At 66.7% G+C, this 19,282-nt stretch carries 19 protein-coding genes, 1 tRNA gene and 2 pseudogenes; 13 read left to right on the top strand and 9 right to left on the bottom strand.

The genetic code is table 11. The features are described 5' to 3' along the window. Nucleotides 1-55: 55 nt before the first annotated feature. Nucleotides 56-934, bottom strand: a complete 879-nt coding sequence (locus CLD20_RS10425) for an AraC family transcriptional regulator (RefSeq protein ID WP_224406565.1) — start codon at nt 932-934, stop codon at nt 56-58. Between the two features lie 158 nt (nt 935-1,092). Between CLD20_RS10425 and CLD20_RS10420 the strand changes: the two genes are divergently transcribed. Continuing rightward, nucleotides 1,093-1,848, top strand: a complete 756-nt coding sequence (locus tag CLD20_RS10420; RefSeq protein ID WP_224406802.1) for an SDR family NAD(P)-dependent oxidoreductase — start codon at nt 1,093-1,095, stop codon at nt 1,846-1,848. Nucleotides 1,849-2,017: 169 nt separating this feature from the next. On the opposite strand, the gene CLD20_RS10415 is transcribed toward CLD20_RS10420, so the two are convergent. After that, nucleotides 2,018-2,107 (bottom strand) — tRNA-Ser (locus CLD20_RS10415). Between the two features lie 147 nt (nt 2,108-2,254). On the opposite strand from CLD20_RS10415, the gene CLD20_RS10410 reads away from it, so the two are divergent. The 3 genes from CLD20_RS10410 (at nt 2,255) to CLD20_RS10400 (ending at nt 4,120) form a co-directional block, all read left to right on the top strand. Next, complete coding sequence (locus CLD20_RS10410) at nt 2,255-2,581, top strand: hypothetical protein (protein WP_224406564.1); 327 nt, start codon at nt 2,255-2,257, stop codon at nt 2,579-2,581. Nucleotides 2,582-2,632: 51 nt separating this feature from the next. Continuing rightward, complete coding sequence (gene msrA / locus CLD20_RS10405; RefSeq protein WP_224406563.1) at nt 2,633-3,292, top strand: peptide-methionine (S)-S-oxide reductase MsrA; 660 nt, start codon at nt 2,633-2,635, stop codon at nt 3,290-3,292. Nucleotides 3,293-3,436: 144 nt separating this feature from the next. After that, nucleotides 3,437-4,120 carry an OmpW family protein gene (locus tag CLD20_RS10400; RefSeq protein WP_224406562.1) on the top strand — a complete coding sequence of 228 codons (684 nt, stop codon included), beginning with the start codon at nt 3,437-3,439 and terminating at the stop codon, nt 4,118-4,120. Nucleotides 4,121-4,208: 88 nt separating this feature from the next. Here CLD20_RS10400 and mepA read toward each other — a convergent pair whose 3' ends face one another. Further along, on the bottom strand, nt 4,209-5,219 hold the full coding sequence (mepA, locus tag CLD20_RS10395) for a penicillin-insensitive murein endopeptidase (protein ID WP_224406561.1): 1,011 nt from the start codon (nt 5,217-5,219) through the stop codon (nt 4,209-4,211). Nucleotides 5,220-5,352: 133 nt separating this feature from the next. On the opposite strand from mepA, the gene CLD20_RS10390 reads away from it, so the two are divergent. Then, entirely contained in the window at nt 5,353-6,303 is a 951-nt protein-coding gene (locus CLD20_RS10390) for a glycosyltransferase (protein WP_224406560.1), read from the top strand. A gap of 21 nt (nt 6,304-6,324) precedes the next feature. On the opposite strand, the gene CLD20_RS10385 is transcribed toward CLD20_RS10390, so the two are convergent. The 3 genes and pseudogenes from CLD20_RS10385 to CLD20_RS20385 form a co-directional block, all read right to left on the bottom strand. Next, on the bottom strand, nt 6,325-7,557 hold the full coding sequence (locus CLD20_RS10385; protein WP_224406559.1) for an extensin family protein: 1,233 nt from the start codon (nt 7,555-7,557) through the stop codon (nt 6,325-6,327). Next, nucleotides 7,550-8,197: pseudogene (locus CLD20_RS10380) on the bottom strand (L,D-transpeptidase); the annotation flags it as partial. The pseudogene CLD20_RS10380 and the gene CLD20_RS10385, both read right to left, overlap by 8 nt. A gap of 92 nt (nt 8,198-8,289) precedes the next feature. Further along, a pseudogene (locus CLD20_RS20385) lies at nt 8,290-8,389 on the bottom strand (hypothetical protein); the annotation flags it as partial. Nucleotides 8,390-8,747: 358 nt separating this feature from the next. On the opposite strand from CLD20_RS20385, the gene CLD20_RS10375 reads away from it, so the two are divergent. Next, nucleotides 8,748-8,924: a DUF1328 domain-containing protein gene (locus CLD20_RS10375; protein ID WP_224406557.1), complete on the top strand. Its 177-nt coding sequence runs from the start codon at nt 8,748-8,750 to the stop codon at nt 8,922-8,924. 102 nt (nt 8,925-9,026) lie between these two features. On the opposite strand, the gene CLD20_RS10370 is transcribed toward CLD20_RS10375, so the two are convergent. Both CLD20_RS10370 and CLD20_RS10365 read right to left on the bottom strand, forming a co-directional pair. After that, nucleotides 9,027-9,887 carry an SDR family oxidoreductase gene (locus CLD20_RS10370; protein ID WP_224406556.1) on the bottom strand — a complete coding sequence of 287 codons (861 nt, stop codon included), beginning with the start codon at nt 9,885-9,887 and terminating at the stop codon, nt 9,027-9,029. A 98-nt stretch (nt 9,888-9,985) separates the two neighbouring features. Next, nucleotides 9,986-10,885, bottom strand: coding sequence for a LysR family transcriptional regulator (locus CLD20_RS10365; RefSeq protein ID WP_224406555.1), 900 nt, complete (start codon nt 10,883-10,885; stop codon nt 9,986-9,988). 101 nt (nt 10,886-10,986) lie between these two features. On the opposite strand from CLD20_RS10365, the gene CLD20_RS10360 reads away from it, so the two are divergent. Together CLD20_RS10360 and CLD20_RS10355 are read left to right on the top strand one after the other, a co-directional pair. Further along, nucleotides 10,987-11,673, top strand: coding sequence for a L,D-transpeptidase (locus CLD20_RS10360; protein ID WP_224406554.1), 687 nt, complete (start codon nt 10,987-10,989; stop codon nt 11,671-11,673). A gap of 291 nt (nt 11,674-11,964) precedes the next feature. Continuing rightward, entirely contained in the window at nt 11,965-12,588 is a 624-nt protein-coding gene (locus CLD20_RS10355; RefSeq protein WP_224406553.1) for a LysE family translocator, read from the top strand. A 14-nt stretch (nt 12,589-12,602) separates the two neighbouring features. Here CLD20_RS10355 and lepA read toward each other — a convergent pair whose 3' ends face one another. Beyond that, nucleotides 12,603-14,405 (bottom strand): translation elongation factor 4, encoded by a 1,803-nt coding sequence (gene lepA, locus CLD20_RS10350; protein WP_224406552.1) that lies wholly within the window; start codon nt 14,403-14,405, stop codon nt 12,603-12,605. A 182-nt stretch (nt 14,406-14,587) separates the two neighbouring features. Here lepA and CLD20_RS10345 point away from each other — a divergent pair, with 182 nt between their 5' ends. The 5 genes from CLD20_RS10345 (at nt 14,588) to CLD20_RS10325 (ending at nt 18,998) form a co-directional block, all read left to right on the top strand. Further along, a complete protein-coding gene (locus CLD20_RS10345; RefSeq protein WP_224406551.1) occupies nt 14,588-15,583 on the top strand; it encodes a phosphatase PAP2 family protein in 996 nt (331 codons plus the stop codon). 35 nt (nt 15,584-15,618) lie between these two features. Further along, nucleotides 15,619-16,842 (top strand): glycosyltransferase family 87 protein, encoded by a 1,224-nt coding sequence (locus CLD20_RS10340; RefSeq protein WP_224406550.1) that lies wholly within the window; start codon nt 15,619-15,621, stop codon nt 16,840-16,842. 73 nt (nt 16,843-16,915) lie between these two features. Next, complete coding sequence (gene dapB, locus CLD20_RS10335; RefSeq protein ID WP_224406549.1) at nt 16,916-17,725, top strand: 4-hydroxy-tetrahydrodipicolinate reductase; 810 nt, start codon at nt 16,916-16,918, stop codon at nt 17,723-17,725. A gap of 30 nt (nt 17,726-17,755) precedes the next feature. Next, complete coding sequence (locus tag CLD20_RS10330) at nt 17,756-18,388, top strand: 2,3-bisphosphoglycerate-dependent phosphoglycerate mutase (RefSeq protein WP_224406548.1); 633 nt, start codon at nt 17,756-17,758, stop codon at nt 18,386-18,388. Nucleotides 18,389-18,401: 13 nt separating this feature from the next. Further along, complete coding sequence (locus tag CLD20_RS10325; protein WP_224406547.1) at nt 18,402-18,998, top strand: hemerythrin domain-containing protein; 597 nt, start codon at nt 18,402-18,404, stop codon at nt 18,996-18,998. Nucleotides 18,999-19,282 lie beyond the last annotated feature (284 nt).

Below are 19,282 nucleotides of genomic sequence, written 5' to 3'. Positions count from 1 at the left end.
AATTGACGCCCCGCATATATGTGGGTGGAAAGCTTCGATTTTCCGGGCGCGCCGGTCACGCCGGTTCCCTTGCCTGCTGGATGTCCCGCCGGGGAGGCGCGCCAAAGAACCGGCCATACTCCCGCGTGAAGTGTGAAATGCTTTGATATCCGACCGCGTGCGCCGCCTGCGCTATTCTTGAACCCTCTGCCAGCATCATCCTGCGCGCCTCGATGAGGCGCAATTGCTTCTGGAATTGGAGGGGTGACAGGGTGGTCACCTGCCGGAAATGCTGGTGAAACGCCGGCTCGCTCATGCCCGCGACTGCCGCCAGCTGCTCGACGCGAATCGTGCGCGCGTAATCCCGCCGCAGAACCGCCACGGCACGGCCGATCCGTTCGGCGTGGCTGTCCACGGCACCGATGCGGCGGATGGCGTCGCCATGGCTGCCAGTCAGCAGCCAGTAATGCAATTCGCGCAACAACCCGTTGCCGAGGGCTGTCAGCGCTTCGGGCCGGTCGAGCAGCCGGACGAGGCGAAGGGCGGCATCGGCGACATTCTCATCCAGCGGCTCGATGCGGACCGGATGCGCCTGCGTCCTTCTAGGGGATATGCCGGCCATGGAATCGCGAAGGATGGCCGGGTCGAGTTCCAGCACCAGCGCATAATAGGGGACTGCGCGGCTCGCCTCCGTAATCTGGCTCACGGTCGGTGCGTCGGCGGAGATGACCAGTGCCTCGCCCGCCCCGTATTCATGACTCTCTGCCCCGGAGGAGACCCGCTTGCGCCCCTGCAGCAACATGGCGATCAGGGGCTTGTTGACCGCGACCTGAAGCTCTCCGGCATGAAGGGCGCGGACGATCGTCAGGCCGGGCACAGGCGTGATTGCCGCCCCGCTCCGGTCAGCGTGAATGTCGGCGTAACGGCGGCAAAGCGTGAGGAGCGCTGCGAGCATCAAGTGGTTTCCGGCAAAGAATAAGCGTCGCAGATAGCCGAAATGCCCGCCTCGAAGAACCCTCCCATAGGAATAGGCAAATAACGGCGAGGAATGGGCAACTGCCGGATGCGGTCTGGTCCTATCGGATGCTCATCCCAAAACGGAAAGGGTTCCGCATGACCAAACTCTCACTTGTGACCGGCGCCAACCGTGGTCTCGGCCGCAATACCGCATTGTCCATCGCCCGGCGTGGCGAGGATGTCATCGTCGCCTACCGCGGCAACGAGGAGCAGGCGGAAAAGGTCGTCGCCGAGATCCGCGCTCTCGGACGCAAGGCCGTCGCGCTCCAGCTCGACCTCGCGCAAGCGGCAAGCTTCCCGGCTTTCGCAGAAACCCTCAAAGCAGCGCTGAAGGACACCTGGGACCGCGACAGCTTCGACCATCTGGTCAACAATGCGGGCCATGGCGAATTCGCCATGATCGCCGAGACCTCCGAGGCGCAGTTCGACGGTCTTTTCGATGTGCATGTGAAAGGGGTGTTCTTCCTCGTGCAGGCGCTGCTTCCCCTCCTGGCCGATGGCGGCCGTATCGTGAACATCTCGTCCGGGCTTACGCGCGTCTCCTATCCGGGGTTTGCGGCCTATTCTGCTGCAAAGGCGGCGGTCGAGATGCTGACGGTCTACATGGCTCGCGAGTTCGGCGCGCGTGGCATCACGGTCAACACCGTTGCGCCGGGAGCGATCGAGACCGACTTCGGCGGCGGACTGGTCCGCGACAACGCAGATGTGAATGCGCAGTTCGCGCAGATGACCGCTCTCGGCCGCGTGGGTCTTCCTGATGATGTCGGCCTGATGATCGCCAGCCTTCTGGACGAGGGAAACCGCTGGGTCACCGCGCAGCGCATCGAGGTCTCAGGCGGGCAGACAATCTGATCGGCGATCGCATCGCACGGATATCCCGCGCAGGCGGGATATCCGTCAAAGGCGAGGGCGGCACGCGTTCAAACTGGAGCGCGTCGCCGCTCCACACTCTTTGCGGCCGCGTCGTTTTCTGCGCCAAACCGGCGGTCACGGCGAACCATGGCGGGCAATCGGGAGCGGCTGGCGGAGGGAGAGGGATTCGAACCCTCGAGACGGTTTCCCGCCTACACACTTTCCAGGCGTGCGCCTTCGACCACTCGGCCACCCCTCCAGCGGGCCGCGTTTTATCGGTCGAACCGCCGGAGAGCAAGTGCGGCAATCGCCGATGCCTTCCGGGCGGCCTCACGCCTTGCGATTGCCTGTCGCCCGCCGAGGCCTTACCAAGGAGCGAAAGGCCTCATCAGCTTCAAGACAGGGCATGATCCGCTTCATCCTTCGCTTCCTCGCCGTCTGGCTGACCGCGGCCGGGCTCGTCATGGTCGTCATCGACGGCACCAAGTCGATCGCCGAATCGCGCCTCGTCTTCACGCCGCTTGCCGAGACCTGGGCGGACTGGGCGGCGGCGAGCCTTGAGAGCGTGCGACAGGCCATCGCCGACAGCCCCTCGGCCTGGGCCTGGGGCGACCTTGCGCGCTTCCTGCTCTCGGCGCCGACCTTCGCCATCCTGCTCGTGCTCGCCGGACTGCTCTTCTGGCTGGGCCGGCCAAGGCGGCGCTTCCAGTTCGCCCATGAGCGCGACCTTTAGCTTCACGGCGAACGCACCATATGGGGGACAGGAGATAAGGGAGTCCCCACCATGTTCGGCCTTGAACGCCTGATGAGAAAGACCGCCATGCCGGGCGCCGAGGAGGCGCTGGCGGGCCGCGCGGAGCCGCTGCAGACGGCCGAGACCCATTTCGTCAACAAGAACCCCCTGAAGGGCCCCTATCCGGAGGGAATGAAGACGGCTGTCTTCGGCCTCGGCTGCTTCTGGGGCGCGGAGCGCGTCTTCTGGCAGACGGACGGCGTCTGGGTGACCGCCGTCGGCTATGCGGGCGGGCTGACGCCCAACCCGACCTATCAGGAGGTCTGCTCCGGGCGCACCGGCCACAACGAGGTGGTGCTCGTCGTCTACGATCCGAAGGTGGTCAGCTACGGCGAGCTCGTCGCCCGCTTCTTCGAGGCGCACGACCCGACCCAGGGCATGCGCCAGGGCAACGATGTCGGCACGCAGTACCGCTCCGGCATCTACGTCTTCGACGCGGAGCAGAAACACCAGGCCGAAGCCGCCAGGAAAGCCTATGGCGACGTGCTGAAGGCCAAGGGCTTTTCACCGATCACGACGGAGATCGTGGAAGCGCCGGAATTCTATTTCGCCGAGGACTACCACCAGCAGTATCTGGCGAAGAACCCGGGCGGCTATTGCGGCCTCGGCGGCACCGGCCTTTCCTGCCCGGCCGTACCGGAGACGGCCTGAACCCGCGCCGGCCAGCGCATATTGTGTGACAAAATGGCAACGCATAAAATGCCATTGCATACAACAGTTTTGATTTGATCCAGATCAAGAGAAGGGAGCAGGCGGGCTCCTAGTCCTCGGCAGGTACCCTGTTGCGAGGACGAAATGAACCATGCACAAAAAACAGGGCCGGCGCTCGTCGCCGCGACCCTGATCTGTCTTGCAGCGCCTGCCTTTGCCGCCGACCTGCCCGCCCCTCCCGCCGATCCCGTCGCCTCCTTCGAGCCCTGGAGCCCGTGGCAGGTTCGCCTGCGCGCCCTCGGCGTGTTTCCCGAGGACGGCGGCTCGGTCAGCGGCGTTGCCGGCTCCGACCTGTCCTATTCGAACTCCGTCACGCCGGAACTCGACATTTCCTACTACTTCACCCCGAACATCGCGGTGGAGCTGATCCTGGGAACGACGTATGCGAGCGTCGACGGCGAGGGCTCGATTGCGGCCCTCGGCGAGGTCGGCAACAGCTGGATCCTGCCGCCGACGCTGACGCTGCAGTATCACTTCACCAATTTCGGCGCCTTCCAGCCCTATGTCGGCGCCGGCGTGAACTACACGATCTTCTACGGCACCGAGGCCAAGAGCCTGTCGGCCTTCGAGATCGAGAACACCTTCGGCCTCGCGCTGCAGGCGGGCGCCGACTACATGCTCAACGAGCATTGGGGCCTCAACCTCGACGTCAAGAAGATCTTCCTGGAGCCGGACTGGAACGGCCGCCTGGCGAACGGCACGGCCGTCAAGGGCAAGGCCGAGATGAACCCCTGGCTCATCGGCGCCGGCGTGACCTACCGCTTCTAAAGCGCCTCTACGACCACACGAAGCGGCCGCGCAGCCCAGCGCGGCCGCTTTTTCCTTGCCCGCCTCCCCGGCGGGGCGCACAACCGGCCTAGGGAAAAGCCGGCCGGGGACGCGGCATATAGGGCAGGCCGACGAGGGCGGCCGGGCCCGGACGCATGGCGCGCGCCTTGGCGGCAACGGCGGGCGGCACCTCGCCGGAAAAGGCGGCAAGCGCCGTCTGCGCGCCCGGCCTGTCGCCCGCGGCCAGCACGTTGCGGCAGGCGGCCGGGAGGCTCGCCAGGGTGATTTCACGCTTCTTCGGTGCGGGCTTTGACGGCTTTGCCGGCGCGTAGGGCTCCTTGGAGTACCACCAGGCGAGCGGGGCGCCGCAGCCGTCGTCGGAGCCGGTGCCGCGCTGCGGCTTGCAGCCGGGCGAGCCCTGCGGGCAGTAGAGCCGCACATGCATGTGATAGTTGTGGCCCCAATAGGGGCGCACCTTGGCGAGCCAGGAGCGGTCGCCCGTCGCCGTCTCGCAGAGCTTCTTCTTGATGCCGGGCGCGACGAAGATCCGCTGCACCTGCGGATTGGAGGCGGCGCGGCGGATGAGGCGCCCATGCGCCGGCGTCCAGACATCCTCATGGACCGTGTGCGGACCGGGCTCCACGACCGGGGTCGCGGAGATGTTCTCGCGCTCGGCCGCGGACAGGCGCCGGTTCGGCATCGGCGTCAGCCAGATATCGGCGTCGAGCCCGACCTGATGCGAGGCATGCCCGGTCAGCATCGGCCCGCCGCGCGGCTGGGACATGTCGCCGAGGAGGAGACCCGGCCAGCCGTCCCGCGCGGCCGCCTCGTCGGCGAGCCATCTGAGGAAGGCGACGAGCCGCGGATGGCCCCAGTTGCGGTTGCGCGACAGGCGCATCGCCTGCCAGTGCGGCCCGTCGACGGGCATCGCCTCGCCCCCGGCGAGGCAGCCCTTGGAATAAAAGCCGACCGAGGCCGGCTGCTGGGCGGAAGGAAGCGACCTGGCTCCGAAGAGCTGCTTGGCGGCAACCTCCGCATCGGCGCCCCCCGGCGTGAGGAGCGCGGCGGCAAGGCCGAGCGCAATGGCGAATCTTCGCATGCCCCACATTATCACGCCCGGCCGCCGCTTCGAAGAAGAGGCTTGCCGAGGCATGCGAGGGGAGAATCCTAACCGGGCGTTAACCGGCGGAAGCTAGGAAAACAGGGAATATCTGCGAGGCTTCGGGGGAATCATGAGCCATCTTTCCGCCAGCGAGGGACTGCGTATCGCCGTCCTCCTGCCCTGCCGCAACGATGCACCCACCATCGACGGCGTGGTGCGCGGCTTCCGCGAAAACCTGCCCGAAGCGCGGGTTTACGTGTTCGACGAAGCCTCCACGGACGACACGGCGCGTATCGCCGCCAAGGCCGGCGCCAAGGTGCTGCGCGGGGCGGTTCCCGGCAAGGGCACCGCGCTCTGGCGCATGTTCGCCGACATCGACGCCGACATCTACCTGATGGCCTCGGGCGACGGCGCCTGCGAGCCGGCCGACGCCTCCTCGCTGGTCAACGCGCTCCTGACGGAACGTCTCGACATGGTCATCGGCACATCCGCCCGCCTCGGCGGCGCGAAGATCGAAGGCAGCTCCTGGAGCGGCGGCGGCTTCGGCGAGGCCTATCGCCGGCTCTTCGGCGCCGGCTTTTCCGATCCCTTCGCCGAACGCGCCTCGCCCTACCGGGCGCTGACGCGGCGGCTGGTGAAGAGCTTTCCGCCGGTCGCGCCGAGCCTTTCGCCGGAGACGGCGCTGACGCTGCATGCGAGCGAGCTCGGCATCCCGGTCGCCAGCCTGTCGCTCGACGGCGGCAGGGAGGCGCCGCGGCAAACCGCCGAACGCTCCGCCGGCCGCTTCGGCGGCGAGATGGCGACGCTGCTGCGCATCATGCTGGAGGCGCGCCCGCTCGCCCTCTTCGGAACGCTGGCCGCCGCCTTCGGCATCCTCGGCCTGGTCATCGCCCTGCCCCTGATCCTCGCCGCGCTCGCCGGCTCGGCGGCCGGCGCCTCGGCAACCGTGATCGCCGTAGGCACCTTCCTGCTCGCCGCCTTCCTGCTTGCCACCGGCTTCGTGCTGGAAAGCCTGAGACGGGCACGGCTGGAACAGAAGCGCATCCTCTTCCTCTCCGTGCCGGCGCTCGCGGTTCAGTAGCAGGCGAGGCTAAGCTGCCGGCTACTGGCAGATGCGATAGCCGTTGCGGCGCTGAGCCAGATCGAAATGGAAGTGCGTGGCATGGGCGGCATTGGTGCCGGGGCCGAGCACGGTGGTGAAATAGCGGCAGGCGCCCTCGCGGATGCGTTTCTGGAAGAGCGCCTCACGCTCCGCCTTGGACGGGGCCGCTTCCGCCGGCGCGTCGCCGCCGGAAGCCTCTTCGGGTTTGTCTGACGCCGCTTTCGCGCTCTCGCCCGCATCCTTGGCCCCACCCTCGCCGGCCTTCGCGGCCTTGCCGGCTTCCTCTTCCTCGGCCGCTGGCTCTTCCTCGCCGGGGGCTTGTTCCGCCTCTTCCGTTTCCTCCTCCGCCTTTGGCGGCTCACGCAGCTTCATGGGCACCGGCTCGCGATCCTCGAAGGTGATCGCGGACAAATCGACGGCATTGGCGAAGGCGTGCTCGGAGATCTTGCGGTCCGGATTGCCGTAGCGGTGGCGGCACACATAGGCGGAAGCATGGGAGAGGCCGCGCGGGCGCGCGCCATCCAGAAGCTCCGCGGCGGCGGGCTCCACCACCTCCTTCAGCCAGCGCGCCAGCGCCAGGCTCGTGGCGCAGTTGAGCGTCGCGGCCGGGCTGATCGCAATTTCCGGCAGCAGCCTTTCGACCGAGAGGGGATGCGGCACGAAACAGCCGCCTTCCTCGTCGATCGGCTTTTGCTCGGAGAATTTCGCGCCGAGCGCCCGCAGGCTGGCGCTGCACTGGCGGAAGGCGGCGGCGGTCTCCTTAACCTTGCGGGCGGTCTCTTCGGCCTTCTTCTCGGCGGCAAGACGGGCGGCCTCGGCGGCCTCTTCGCGCGCCGCCTCGTCTTTCGGCTCCGGCAGGGACGGCACCCCTTCGTCGGTATCCTCCGCCGGCGCACGCTCAAGCGGCGCATTCTCCGGCGCGGCCGTCCCGGCTTCCTCTTCGGCGTCAAGGCTCGGGCGGAGCGGCTCGTCCGGCGCCGGCTCGCCGGCAGGTTCGGCCGCCTCGCCGTCCGGGGCTTTTTCCGACAGCGGCCGGGGGGCCGGTAGCTTGGGGATTCCGCCTTCCTCGGGGCGGGGCGCGGGCGAGGGCTGTGCGCCGGTCTCCGATCCGGCCTGCGATCCGGTCTCCGGGCCCTGGGGAACGGGCCGGGGATGCGGCAGTTCGGCAGCGCCGGCGGAGAAGGAAAGGAAGAGCGCCGCGCCGAAGAGGGCCGCGCCGAGGCGGCTAGTCAATGAACTTCACCACCGTGCCGTTCTTCACCATGCCCGCGAGTTCGGCCGCGTCCCAGTTGGTGAGCCGCACACAGCCATGGGAGAAGACCTTGTCGATCTTGGCCGGCTCCGGCGTGCCGTGGATGCCGTAGGTCGGCTTGGAGAGGTCGATCCAGGTGGAGCCGACAGGCCCGTTCGGACCCGCAGGGATGGTGAGGACCTCGGTGTTGTCGCCCTGCTGGAAATTGACGTCGGGCCGGTAGGTGTAGGTCGGGTCCGTCGCCACCGCGACGACTTCCACCGAGCCGCTCGGCGAGGGGGTGCCCTCGCTGCCGATGGTCGCGGGATAGACGGCGAGGAGCCGGCCAGCGGGGCCGTAGGCCCGCAGCGAGGCGAGGCCCTTGTCGGCCTCGATGCGCGTTACCTCGCCCGTCGCGTCGGGACCCGGATCGGCGACGGTGATGACGGTTCCGGGCGCGGCGAAGTTCGCCCCGGCATTCAGTTCGCGCAGGAAGTCGATATCCATGTGGAAGCGCTCGGCGAGCATTTCCTGCGGGCTGGTATAGGCGAGGCGCTGCATCTGCGCCTTCTCGCGATAATCCGTCGGAATGGAAGCCACGAAAGGCCCGGCCAGATCCTCGGGGGTGATGGCATAGTCGATGAGGACGGGGGTCGTGTCCTGCGGGGAGATCTCGGCCCAGAGCGCCGGCGTCAGATGGCCGGTCGGCAGCTCGCCCCTGGAAAGCTGGTAGTTCTGGATGGCCTTCTGGACGTTCTCGCCCCAATAGCCGTCGATGACACCCGGCGAGATGGCGTAGCGGTCGAGCAGCACCTGCAGCTTGACGACCAGCGGATCGCGCTCTCCGGTCGCAAATTCCCTCCCATCGTCAAAGCGGGCGGAATTGACCAGATCCTTGCCCAGCGGAACGGCGTCGGCCGGTGCCGGAAGCGAAAGGGCGAGGGGCAAGAGAAGGAAGGCGAAGAAGGTGCGCAGCATCGTTCCGTGATCTTTGTTCTGTTCCCGGGCAAACGCCGCGCGGGGTGAAATGGCTCCGGTTCGCGCCGCGCCTGAAAGCGCAGCCGGCAAAGGAAGCGCCGACGCATCGCCGGACGGGACGTGGAACCCGGCCGATACGCCGCGGGTTTATGGCGAGAGCGGCGCAAGTCGCCCAGACGCACCCTTTCCAAGTTTCTGCGGGGATATTCTTGTCATGCTGAAATGGGCCATCATCTTCGCCATCGTCGCCGTGATTGCCGGCGCGCTCGGCTTCACCGGCATCGCCGGCGCTTCCGCGACGATCGCGCGTTTCCTCTTCTTCCTCTTCCTCGTCATCGCGGCGATCTTCCTGGTGCTGATGCTGTTCGGACTCGGCGCCGTCGCGACGTGAGGAATGATCACATAGCCGTATAGAGAAAGGGCCCTGCCGGCATGCGGCAGGGCCCTTTTGTTTGTGCGCTACGGGCGCGTTTGGCCAGCGCAGGAAACCGACTCAACCGCCGACGATATCGCCGCCATTGGGATGCAGCACCTGGCCGGTCATGTAGGAGGCATCTTCACAGGCGAGGAAAAGGATCGCCGGCGCCACCTCGTTCGGCTGGCCGACACGGCCCATCGGCTGGTTCTCGCCGAAATCGGCGACCTTCTCCGCCGGAAAGCTCGCCGGGATCAGCGGCGTCCAGATCGGGCCCGGCGCCACGCCGTTCACCCGGATGCCCTTTTCGGCAAGGTTTTTCGAGAGCGAGCGCGTGAAGGCGAGGATGGCGCCCTTGGTGGAGGCATAATCCATCAGCACCGGCTGGCCGCGATAGGCGGTGATAGAGGTGAGGTTGACGATGGCGTCGCCCCGCGCGAGGTGCGGCAGGGCCGCCTGGGTGACGAAGAACATGCCGAAGATGTTGGTGCGGAAGGTGCGCGTCAGCTGGTCTTCGGAGATCTCGGTCAGCTCTTCGGCCATGTGCTGCTCGCCGGCGTCGTTGACGAGGACGTTGAGCTGGCCGAAGCGCTCGACGGTCCTCGCGACCGCCTCCTCGCAGAAGCTCTTGTCGCCGATATCGCCGCGGATGAGGATCGCCTCGCCGCCTTCGGCCTCGACGAGCTCCAGCGTGCGCCGGGCGTCCCAGTCCTCGTCACGGTATAGAATCGCAAGCTTCGCGCCCTCCCGCGCGAAAAGGATCGCGGTGGCGCGGCCGATGCCGCTGTCGCCGCCGGTGATGAGGGCGACCTTGTCCTTGAGGCGGCCGGAACCCGGATAACGCGGGGTGTAGTCCGGCATCGGCTGCATGTCGCGCTCGGAGCCCGGCTGGTGTGCCTGCTCCTGCGGCGGGCGCGCGGCGTTACTCAACTCGTTCATGCCTTTCTCCCGTGCATTTCACGAGAAAGACGATGCGGCACGAGTCTGTTCCGGCGCGGAGGGTGGGATGAGATAAGACGGCTAGATAGCTGGAGGCTTCAATCGATGCCTTCGGTGGCAAGCAGCCGAGGAACGAGATAGTCGATCACCGCCCGAACCAGGGGACGCATGAAACGCGAGGACGGGTAGGTCAGAAACAGCTCGGTCGGCCTCACCACGTAGTCCGGCAAGATGCGCAGGAGGCGGCCCGCCTCCAGATCGTCCCGTACGAGGATCGTCTGAACCGGCCCCGGCGCGCGTCCAGCGAGAAGACTGGCGCGGACCACCTGCGCGTTGTTCGTGCGCAGGCACGAGCGCACCGGCAGATCCACCGCTTCGCTGCCGCGCAGAAGGGCGAGACTGTGCTGCTGCGACAGGACGGCGAGCGTCGTGACAAGCTCGCGCTCGGACAATTCCTCCAGCGTCTCGATCGGCCCGCACCGTTCCAGGTAGTGGGGGGCGGCCACGAGAATTCGGGAGATCGAGCCGACCCGGCGGGCGATGGTGTCCTGGCTCGCAGGCCTGCCGTAGCAGAGAGCCAGATCGAAATTCTCGTAGACGAGATCGACCTGGCGCTCATCGAGGATCAGATCGACGGCGACGCCGGGATGCTCCTCCTGGAACGACATCAGGATCGGGCAGAGATTCTGACTGCCGATGCAGGAGGGGGCGAAGATGCGCAAGGCCCCCTCGATGCGCCCCGTATCGCTCTTCACGTCCTCCATCGCCGCCTCGAGCGCGGCAAAGGCGCCGCGGCTGGCCTCGTAGAGCCTGAGGCCTGAGGCCGTCGGGCGGATCGCGCGCGAGGTGCGCTCCAGCAGCCGCGCGTTGAGGGCGTGCTCCAGGTTGCGCAGATGCTTGGTCACCGCCGGCTGCGAGATGGCAAGGTCCCGGGCAGCGCCGGTCATCGATCCCCGCTCCACGGTGCGCACAAAGGCGCGTAGGGCCCTGAAATCCATTTCACCCGCTCCGGTTATGGCTGTCATTACCCCATAACCAATCGACAGGCATTCCGCCAGATCGTACCTGCAGCCGCCAATGCCAGCGATCGGATGCCCTGATGCAGATGAATAGAAGAAGCCTGATCATCGCGGCGGCCGCCATGCTGGGCGGCTGCGTGAGCGGTCGATCGGCCACGCCGCTCGGCTCGGGCGGGGGCGCGGGCGCGGCGGGCAGCGCCTATCATCTGTCCATGTATGCGGCGATCGAAACGGAGCCGTTCGACGTGCCGGCGATCGATCTTTCCCGGATCGAGCCCCAGTTCCTGAGGCAGGAGGTGGAATATCGGACGAGCGAGCCGGTCGGCACGATCGTGGTCGATCCCGCCCGCCGCTTTCTCTACCTCGTTCAGGAAGATGGGCGGGCGCTGCGCTACGGCGTGGGTGTCGGCAAAATCGAGGCCTTCGATTTCAGCGGAGTAGGCACGATCCGCCGCAAGGCCCGGTGGCCGCACTGGACGCCGACAGCCGACATGATCGCGCGCGAGCCCCAGCGATACGGCCCTCTCAGGGCGGGGCTGCCGGGCGGAAACGGAAATCCGCTCGGCCCGCGTGCCCTCTACATCTACAGGGACGGCAGGGATACGCTTTACCGCCTGCACGGCACCGTCGAGCCATGGACGATCGGAAGGAAGGTCTCGTCCGGCTGCATCCGTCTTCTCAACCAGGACATCATCGACCTTTACCGGCGCGTTCCCATCGGCAGCCGGATCGTCGTTCTTACCGGTGAGGAAGCAGCCGCCGCCTGAAGGTCGGGCGGACCAGCGTCCTTTGCGGAGCGAGGGCGCCTATCCGTCGCTCATCCGGTCGATCCGCATCTTGAGCGCGGCGAAGTGGTGCAGCTCCTGGCAGACTGGACGCCGCCGTTCCGGGGCTTCTAGCGACCCACGCCGGCGGCAGATGACGCCAGCGCCGCGCGCCCTCGTCGATCCCATCAAACACGGGCGTCGCAGCGGCTCTCCAAACCATATTGCGGGAATAGCCCAGCCCTGACAGTTTGGCTGATCTCCAAGCACGTCCTTCCATGGCTCTGAGATCGAATGCTCCTTGACCCCCTGACCCTCACGCTTTTTGCGGGCGCCATTCTCGTCAATGCCGGCACGCCGGGGCCGAGCGTCACGGCCCTCGTTTCGCGCGTTCTGACCCGGGGCTGGCGCGACGTGCTGCCTTTTGCGGCAGCGATGTGGATCGGAGAGGTTCTGTGGCTCGCCGCGGCCGTCTTCGGCCTTGCGACACTCGCGAAGAGCTTCTTCTGGGCCTTCGCGCTCGTGAAGTTCGCGGGCGCCGCCTATCTCGTCTATCTCGCCTTCAGGATGTGGAATGCGCCAGCCAGGGCGGAACCGGAGCCTGGCACGCCATCGCCGCGCGGTTCGGCTCTCAAAATGTTCTTCGCGGGCTTCGCCGTGACGATGGGCAATCCGAAGATCATGGTCTTCTATCTCGCCCTCTTGCCCAACCTCTTCGATCTCGAAGGTCTCAGCCTCGGCGGATGGGGGGAGCTTTCGCTCACCCTTCTCCTCGTGCTCGCCGCAATCGATCTCAGCTATATCGCGCTTGCCGGCCAGGCGCGGCGTTTCCTGCAGAAGCCGGCGGCCCGCCGCATCGTCAACCGGATCAGCGCCCTCTTCCTCGGCGGTGCGGCCGCGGCGATCGCGACCAGATAGAGCGTGCCGTCAGCCTATCCGTCGCTCATCTTCAGCGCCTGGATGAAGGCTTCCTGCGGGATCTCCACCTTGCCGAACTGGCGCATCTTCTTCTTGCCCTCCTTCTGCTTGTCCAGAAGCTTGCGCTTTCTGGTGATGTCGCCGCCGTAGCACTTGGCGGTGACGTCCTTGCGGAGGGCGGAGATCGTCTCTCGGGCGATCACCTTGCCGCCGATGGAGGCCTGGATCGGGATCTTGAAGAGATGGCGGGGGATGAGGTCCTTCAGCTTCTCGCAGAGGGCGCGGCCGCGCCGGTCGGCCTGCGAGCGGTGGACGAGCATCGACAGGGCATCGACCGGCTCGGCGTTGACGAGGATCGACATCTTGACGAGGTCGCCCGGCTGATAGCCGGTGATGTGGTAGTCGAAGCTGGCATAGCCCTTGGAGATCGATTTCAGCCGGTCGTAGAAATCGAAGACCACCTCGTTCAGCGGCAGGTCGTATTCCAGCATGGCGCGCTGGCCCACATAGGTGAGCCCCTGCTGGATGCCACGCCGGTCCTGGCAGAGCTTGAGGACGCCGCCGAGATATTCGTCCGGCGTCAGGATGGTGGCGCGGATCCAGGGCTCGCGGATCTCCGAGATGCGCACCTGATCGGGCATGTCGGCCGGGTTGTGGAGCTCGATCTCCTCGCCGTCCGTCAGGCTGATCTGGTAGACGACGGAGGGGGCCGTGGCGATCAGATCGAGGTCGAATTCGCGCGTCAGCCGCTCCTGGATGATCTCCAGATGCAACAGGCCGAGGAAGCCGCAGCGGAAGCCGAAGCCGAGCGCCGCCGAGGTCTCCATCTCGTAGCTGAAAGAGGCGTCGTTGAGCCGCAGCCTGCCCATGGCGGCCCGCAGATCCTCGAAATCGGCCGCATCGACCGGAAAGAGACCGCAAAAGACCACCGGCACGGCGGGCCGAAAATCGGGCAGCGGCTTTTCTGTCGGGCGCTTGTCCTCGGTGATGGTGTCGCCGACGGCGGTATCGGCCACTTCCTTGATGGAGGCGGTAAGGAAGCCGATCTCGCCCGGCGGAAGCTCGCCGGTCTCCACCATCTTGGGGGAGAACATGCCGACCTGATTGACCTCGTAGCGGGCGCCGGTGCCCATCATGCGGATCATCTGGCCTTCCCGGAGGAAGCCGTCGATCACCCGCACCAGCACGACGACGCCGAGATAGGGATCGTACCAGGAATCGACGAGAAGCGCCTTCAGCGGCGCATCGGCGTTGCCCTTGGGCGGCGGCAGGCGGGTGACGATCGCCTCCAGCACATCCTCGATGCCGAGGCCTGTCTTGGCGGAGATCATCACCGCGTTCGAGGCGTCGAGGCCGATCACCTCCTCGATCTGCTCGCGCACGCGCTCCGGCTCGGCCGCCGGCAGATCGACCTTGTTCAGCACGGGGACGATCTCGTGGTCGACCTCAATCGCCTGATAGACGTTGGCGAGCGTCTGCGCCTCCACGCCCTGGGAGGCGTCGACGACGAGGAGCGAGCCCTCGCAGGCATAAAGGGAGCGGTTCACCTCATAGGCGAAATCGACATGGCCGGGCGTGTCGATGAGGTTGAGGTGGTATTCCTCGCCGTTCTTGGCCGTGTAGCGCAGATGCACGGTCTGCGCCTTGATGGTGATGCCGCGCTCGCGCTCGATATCCATGGAATCGAGCAGCTGTTCCTTCATCTCGCGCGCCGGCAGCGTGCCGGTCATCTGGATGAGACGGTCGGCCAGCGTCGACTTGCCGTGGTCGATATGCGCGATGATCGCGAAATTGCGGATATGTGAGAGGTCAGCCATTGAAGCGCGCATGTAGCATGGCGGCGGGCGCGCGCAAGCGGCGAGTCCTTCGAAAGCTTGGCCAAAGCTCGATCGAAAGCTCGGGCAACGCCATCGGGGCACCGGCGTAAACCTTCCGGCAAGGCCTCGCCTATAGGTTTTGGCCGCGGACTGGCCGGACCGGTCGCGGGATATTTTCGCACATGCCCAGTAACACGCCGATCCAGCGCATCTTCCTTGCCAGCATCGCCGGCATCGCGGTCGTGAATGTCGCAGTACTTCTGAATGTCCATTTCGGCTTCAGCTTTTCGGCTCTCGGGCGAGCGATGGTGCCGGCGGCGCTATTCGCCGCCATCGCGTTGCTGGTGCGCCGGTTCGGCATGCACAAGCTCTCGGCCGGACTCTTGGGTGTCGCGGCGATCGGGCTTGCGGTGCAGCTTACCGTGCCGCTCACCTATGGCGCGGTCTCGGCAGGCGGGCCGCTGGCCGACGACGCCCTGATGGCGGCGGACCGGGCGATCGGCTTCGACTTCTCGGCCTGGGTGCACTTCGTCGGCGCCCAGCCGGTTCTTTCCGCCATCCTCGCCTATGCCTACAACCTGTTCGTCTGGCAGGTGATGCTGGTCCCGTTCGTGCTCGGCGCCTTCTGCGGCCTTTCGGAGGCGCTCCGCTTCACGCTCGGCTATCTCCTCATCGTCACGGTCGCGAGCTTCATCGCGGTGTTCGTGCCGAGCTACGGCGCCTATGTCGCCGCCGGCTTCGGCCCGGGCGATCTTGCCCATATCGACCTCAACATGCTGCTCGGCTACATCCCGGCCATCGACGATCTGCGGGCGGGCAGCTTTGCGGTCTATCGGGCGGACGCCTTCCAGGGCCTTCTCGTCTTTCCATCCGTGCACGCGGCGATGGGTGTCCTCTTCGCCCGCTCGTCGCTGCGGGTTCCCTATTTCGGCATCTTTCTCGTCCCGCTCAATCTCCTCCTCATCGCCTCCACGCCGAGCCATGGCGGCCACTTTCTCGTCGACACCATCGCCGGCGTCGCGCTGGGCTTTGCCACCTTCGTGGCTCTTGACCGGTTGCCGTCACGCCGGCGGACACAAAGCCCCGCCGACCGGGCGGGCAAAGATACCGAGACACCATCCGCTCGCGCCACGCGGCGTCCGCAAGCAGCCGAGCCGGCGGAGCGAGTGCCCGCCTGACCGAACATCAAGGCCTCCGCCCCAAGAGTGAGCCAATGCAGTTCAAGATCCTCAACGACCGACGCTTCTGGCTGATCTTCGCCTTCGGCCTGTCGCTTGCCGGCTTTCCGCGCGGCATCCTGACGGAATGGATCAACCGGACCGGAGAGGTCTATTCGACCAACCATCCCGGCGGCGGCGACTTCGTCAATTTCTACGTCGCCTCGCTGATGGTGCTGAAGGGCCAGGCGGCGCAGCTCTTCGACGCGGCGCAATATTCGGCGGCGCTGCAGGACATCTACGGCAGCGATTTCGGCGTGCGCTGGCTTTATCCGCCGCACTTCCTCTTCTTCATCTGGCCCCTCGGCGCCCTCCCCTACATGGTGGCCTACGCGCTCTTCATGGGAGCGAGCCTTACCGCCTTCATCTTCGTCGCCGCGAAGACCTGGGGCGGACGCGAGATCGTCTTCTGGCTGATCATGGCGCCGGTGAGCATCCTCGGCGTCCTCGTCGGCCAGACGGCCTTCATCGTCGGGGCGCTGATGATCGGCTCCATCTACTGGTGGGACAGGAAGCCGATCGTCGCCGGCATCCTGCTCGGCATCCTCACCGTCAAGCCACAGTTCGGCGTGCTGATCCCGCTCGTCCTCCTTCTGGAGCGGCGCTGGCTGGTGATCGCGGTCGCCTCGGCGACGGCGCTAGCGCTCGCCGGCCTTTCCATCGCCGCCTTCGGCATCGAGCCCTGGCGGGCGTTTTTCTTCGGCATGGAGGGCCCGAACGGCGATATCCTGCGCACGGCCAGCAAGTCCTTCCTCAGCGTGCAGCTGAGCACCTTCGGCGCGGCGCGCTACGGCGACATCCCGATTGCCCAGGCGGCGGCTATGCAGGCCGTCGTCAGCGTCCTGGCCGTGCTCGCCCTCATTCGCACGACGCTGTCGCGAGCACGCTGGGACACCAAGGCGGCGATGCTCGTCGTGGCGACCTATCTGTTCTCGCCCTACGTCCTCTTCTACGACCTCGCCGCCCCGACCTTCGTCGCCCTCTGGCTCTATCTCGGCAAGGAACGGGAGAGCGCACCGGGGCCGCTTTTCTCCATCGTGCTCCTGCTGGCCGCGAGCCTTTCATTCGTCAACGGCGCGACGACGCTCGCGGGCGTCTCCGCCGGCCCGCCGGTGCTCCTGGCGCTCGCCATCGGGCTGATGGCGCGGGTGCGCGCGGAAGAACGGGAGGCGGGCGGCGAAAGCCCGGCCCTTTCGCAGCTCCGGCCCGTCACGGTCTGAGGTCGTTCCAAGGCCCCTCTGGCCGCGGCGGCGCTTCGTGCTATAGCCGGCGCGAAGGCGCAAGGAGAGAGAATTGGCCGAGCTCAGAACCGTCGTTGCAGGCGCCGGCGGGCGCATGGGGAAGGCGCTGATCGCCGCGACGCTTGCCCATCCCGAACTCAAGCTGGTCGGCGCGCTCGACCGCGAGGGCGCCGATTGCATCGGCGCCGATGCGGGTGTCCTGGCGGGCGCGGCGGAAGCGGGCGTCACCGTCTCCGACGACGCGCTTGCCGTCCTCGCCCAGTGCGACGCCCTGATCGACTTCACCACGCCGCAGGCAAGCCTCGCCTTCAGCGAGCTCGCCGCACAGGCGCGCATCGTCCACGTCATCGGCACGACCGGCCTTGGGCCCGAGCACGAGCAGACCTTCCGCGCCGCGTCGCGCCACTGCCGCATCGTGAAATCCGGCAATATGAGCCTCGGCGTCAATCTCGTCGCCGGCCTGGTGCGGCGCGCGGCGGCCGCTCTCGGGCCGGAATTCGATATCGAGGTGCTGGAAATGCACCACCGCCACAAGGTCGATGCGCCGTCGGGCACCGCCCTCCTCCTCGGCGAGGCGGCGGCGGAGGGACGCGACATCGCGCTTGCCGAGAATTCGGTGCGGGTGCGCGACGGGGTGACCGGGCCGCGGCCGGAGGGGGCGATCGGCTTTGCCACCTTGAGGGGCGGCTCCGTCGTCGGCGAGCATTCCGTCATCTTCGCCGGCGAGGGCGAGTGGATCGAGATCGCCCATCACGCGCTCGACCGCAGCATCTATACGCGCGGCGCGCTGAAAGCGGCGCTGTGGGCTTTCGACAAGAAGCCGGGGCTCTATCATATGGCGGACGTGCTCGGCCTTCACTGAAATCAGCCCTTTCACCTTCCCGGAGACGCCATGGACCGCCTTCTCGTACTCGTTCGCCACGGCCAGTCGGAATGGAACCTGAAGAACCTTTTCACCGGCTGGAAGGACCCCGGGCTTTCGGAGAAGGGCGTGGCCGAAGCACGCCAGGCGGGAAGGCTCCTGAAGAAGGCGGGGCTTGCCTTCGACGTCACCTATACGAGCGCGCTGACGCGCGCCCAGACGACGCTCGACCTCATGCTGGAGGAGATGGGCATCGCCAGAAGCGGCGAAGGCGCGCTGCCGCGCATCGAGGATCAGGCGCTCAACGAGCGCGACTACGGCGACCTTGCCGGCCTCAACAAGGACGATGCGCGCGAGAAGTGGGGCGAGGAGCAGGTGCATGTGTGGCGCCGCTCCTACGACACGCCGCCTCCGGGCGGGGAGAGCCTGAAGGATACCGGGGCCCGGGTCTGGCCCTATTACATGATGGAGATCCTGCCCGCCGTGATGAACGGCAGGCGCGTCCTCGTTTCCGCGCACGGCAACTCGCTGCGCTCGCTCGCCATGGTGCTCGACAGGCTCAGCCCCGAGGCGGTGACGAAGCTGGAGATCGCGACGGGGGTGCCGATCGTCTACCGGCTCAACGCCGACACGACGGTCGCCAGCAAGCTCGTGCTGGAATGAGCGAGCAAAAGACATGACCCCCGCCCCGATCGAGGATTATCTGTCGCTGAAGCGCCGCGAGCGCCTGCCGGAAGACCTTCTGGCGCTCCTCAGGAAATATCCGCGCGAGATCTGGCCGACGCACCAGAACCTCGGCGAGCTGGCGCGCTTCTGGCTGGCGCGCCACGACATGTTCCGCGAGCTTTCCGAGATTCTGGCGGCGGCGGCGCGCGACCTGGAGGAGGGCCGGGTCGAGGCGGAAGCGTTCCGCAGCTTCTTTGCGCCGCGGATGCGCTTCTTCCTGCAGCAGCTCCACGGCCATCACGAGATCGAGGACCATGCCTATTTCCCCGCCTTCATGGCGGCGGAGCGCAGTCTCATCCGGGGATTCGAGATTCTGGAGAACGACCACGTCATCATCCACGGCGACCTGGAGCGGCTGCGCGAAGGCGGCGCGGCTCTCATCCAGTCCCTCGGCGAGGATCGCGACCGGCAGATGCGCAGCGCGGAAGCCATGGCCGGGGAGCTTCAGGCTTTCCTGACGGGGCTGCGCCGGCACCTGGCCGACGAGGAAGACCTGATCGTGCCGCTCATCCTCGACCGAACCGAGGCGAAAATCGGGGTCGTGTGAGATGCACGGTCCGGCAATCCCCTGCCTTCAAAAGGAGGGCATGCGGGGCTGGTTGCGGGCTGCACATGCCGGACCGGCGCCGCGCATGTAGTGGCGCTCCGGCCGGTAGGTCGGTGCAAAGAAGGCCCGGGCGGTCTCACCCAGATGACGGATCCATTTGGTAAAAGTCGGCATCGATCTTCACTCGGATTAGTCTGACCAGCCCACCTTGGCCAAACCGCTACCTTTGATCCGTGCACTACGTCACAATCCCTGAACGAAAGATGACCGGGCCGGCGGAAACG

The sequence above is a fragment of the Afifella sp. IM 167 genome, from assembly GCF_020144925.1.
Lineage (GTDB): Bacteria > Pseudomonadota > Alphaproteobacteria > Rhizobiales > Afifellaceae > Afifella.
The sequence above is the reverse complement of the archived record's forward strand: the minus strand, read 5'-3'. Positions and strand labels throughout refer to the sequence as shown.

Excerpts from the sequence above, each read along its gene's own strand:
- CLD20_RS10420 (WP_224406802.1), top strand. The coding sequence starts at position 1,093 with ATGACCAAACTCTCACTTGTGACCGGCGCCAACCGTGGTCTCGGCCGC.
- CLD20_RS10365 (WP_224406555.1), bottom strand. The coding sequence starts at position 10,885 with ATGGATTTCAGGGCCCTACGCGCCTTTGTGCGCACCGTGGAGCGGGGA.
- CLD20_RS10425 (WP_224406565.1), bottom strand. The coding sequence starts at position 934 with ATGCTCGCAGCGCTCCTCACGCTTTGCCGCCGTTACGCCGACATTCAC.
- CLD20_RS10355 (WP_224406553.1), top strand. The coding sequence starts at position 11,965 with ATGCTCCTTGACCCCCTGACCCTCACGCTTTTTGCGGGCGCCATTCTC.
- lepA (WP_224406552.1), bottom strand. The coding sequence starts at position 14,405 with ATGGCTGACCTCTCACATATCCGCAATTTCGCGATCATCGCGCATATC.
- CLD20_RS10400 (WP_224406562.1), top strand. The coding sequence starts at position 3,437 with ATGAACCATGCACAAAAAACAGGGCCGGCGCTCGTCGCCGCGACCCTG.
- CLD20_RS10375 (WP_224406557.1), top strand. The coding sequence starts at position 8,748 with ATGCTGAAATGGGCCATCATCTTCGCCATCGTCGCCGTGATTGCCGGC.
- CLD20_RS10340 (WP_224406550.1), top strand. The coding sequence starts at position 15,619 with ATGCAGTTCAAGATCCTCAACGACCGACGCTTCTGGCTGATCTTCGCC.
- msrA (WP_224406563.1), top strand. The coding sequence starts at position 2,633 with ATGTTCGGCCTTGAACGCCTGATGAGAAAGACCGCCATGCCGGGCGCC.
- CLD20_RS10370 (WP_224406556.1), bottom strand. The coding sequence starts at position 9,887 with ATGAACGAGTTGAGTAACGCCGCGCGCCCGCCGCAGGAGCAGGCACAC.
- CLD20_RS10360 (WP_224406554.1), top strand. The coding sequence starts at position 10,987 with ATGCAGATGAATAGAAGAAGCCTGATCATCGCGGCGGCCGCCATGCTG.
- mepA (WP_224406561.1), bottom strand. The coding sequence starts at position 5,219 with ATGCGAAGATTCGCCATTGCGCTCGGCCTTGCCGCCGCGCTCCTCACG.
- CLD20_RS10390 (WP_224406560.1), top strand. The coding sequence starts at position 5,353 with ATGAGCCATCTTTCCGCCAGCGAGGGACTGCGTATCGCCGTCCTCCTG.
- CLD20_RS10410 (WP_224406564.1), top strand. The coding sequence starts at position 2,255 with ATGATCCGCTTCATCCTTCGCTTCCTCGCCGTCTGGCTGACCGCGGCC.
- CLD20_RS10330 (WP_224406548.1), top strand. The coding sequence starts at position 17,756 with ATGGACCGCCTTCTCGTACTCGTTCGCCACGGCCAGTCGGAATGGAAC.
- CLD20_RS10325 (WP_224406547.1), top strand. The coding sequence starts at position 18,402 with ATGACCCCCGCCCCGATCGAGGATTATCTGTCGCTGAAGCGCCGCGAG.
- CLD20_RS10345 (WP_224406551.1), top strand. The coding sequence starts at position 14,588 with ATGCCCAGTAACACGCCGATCCAGCGCATCTTCCTTGCCAGCATCGCC.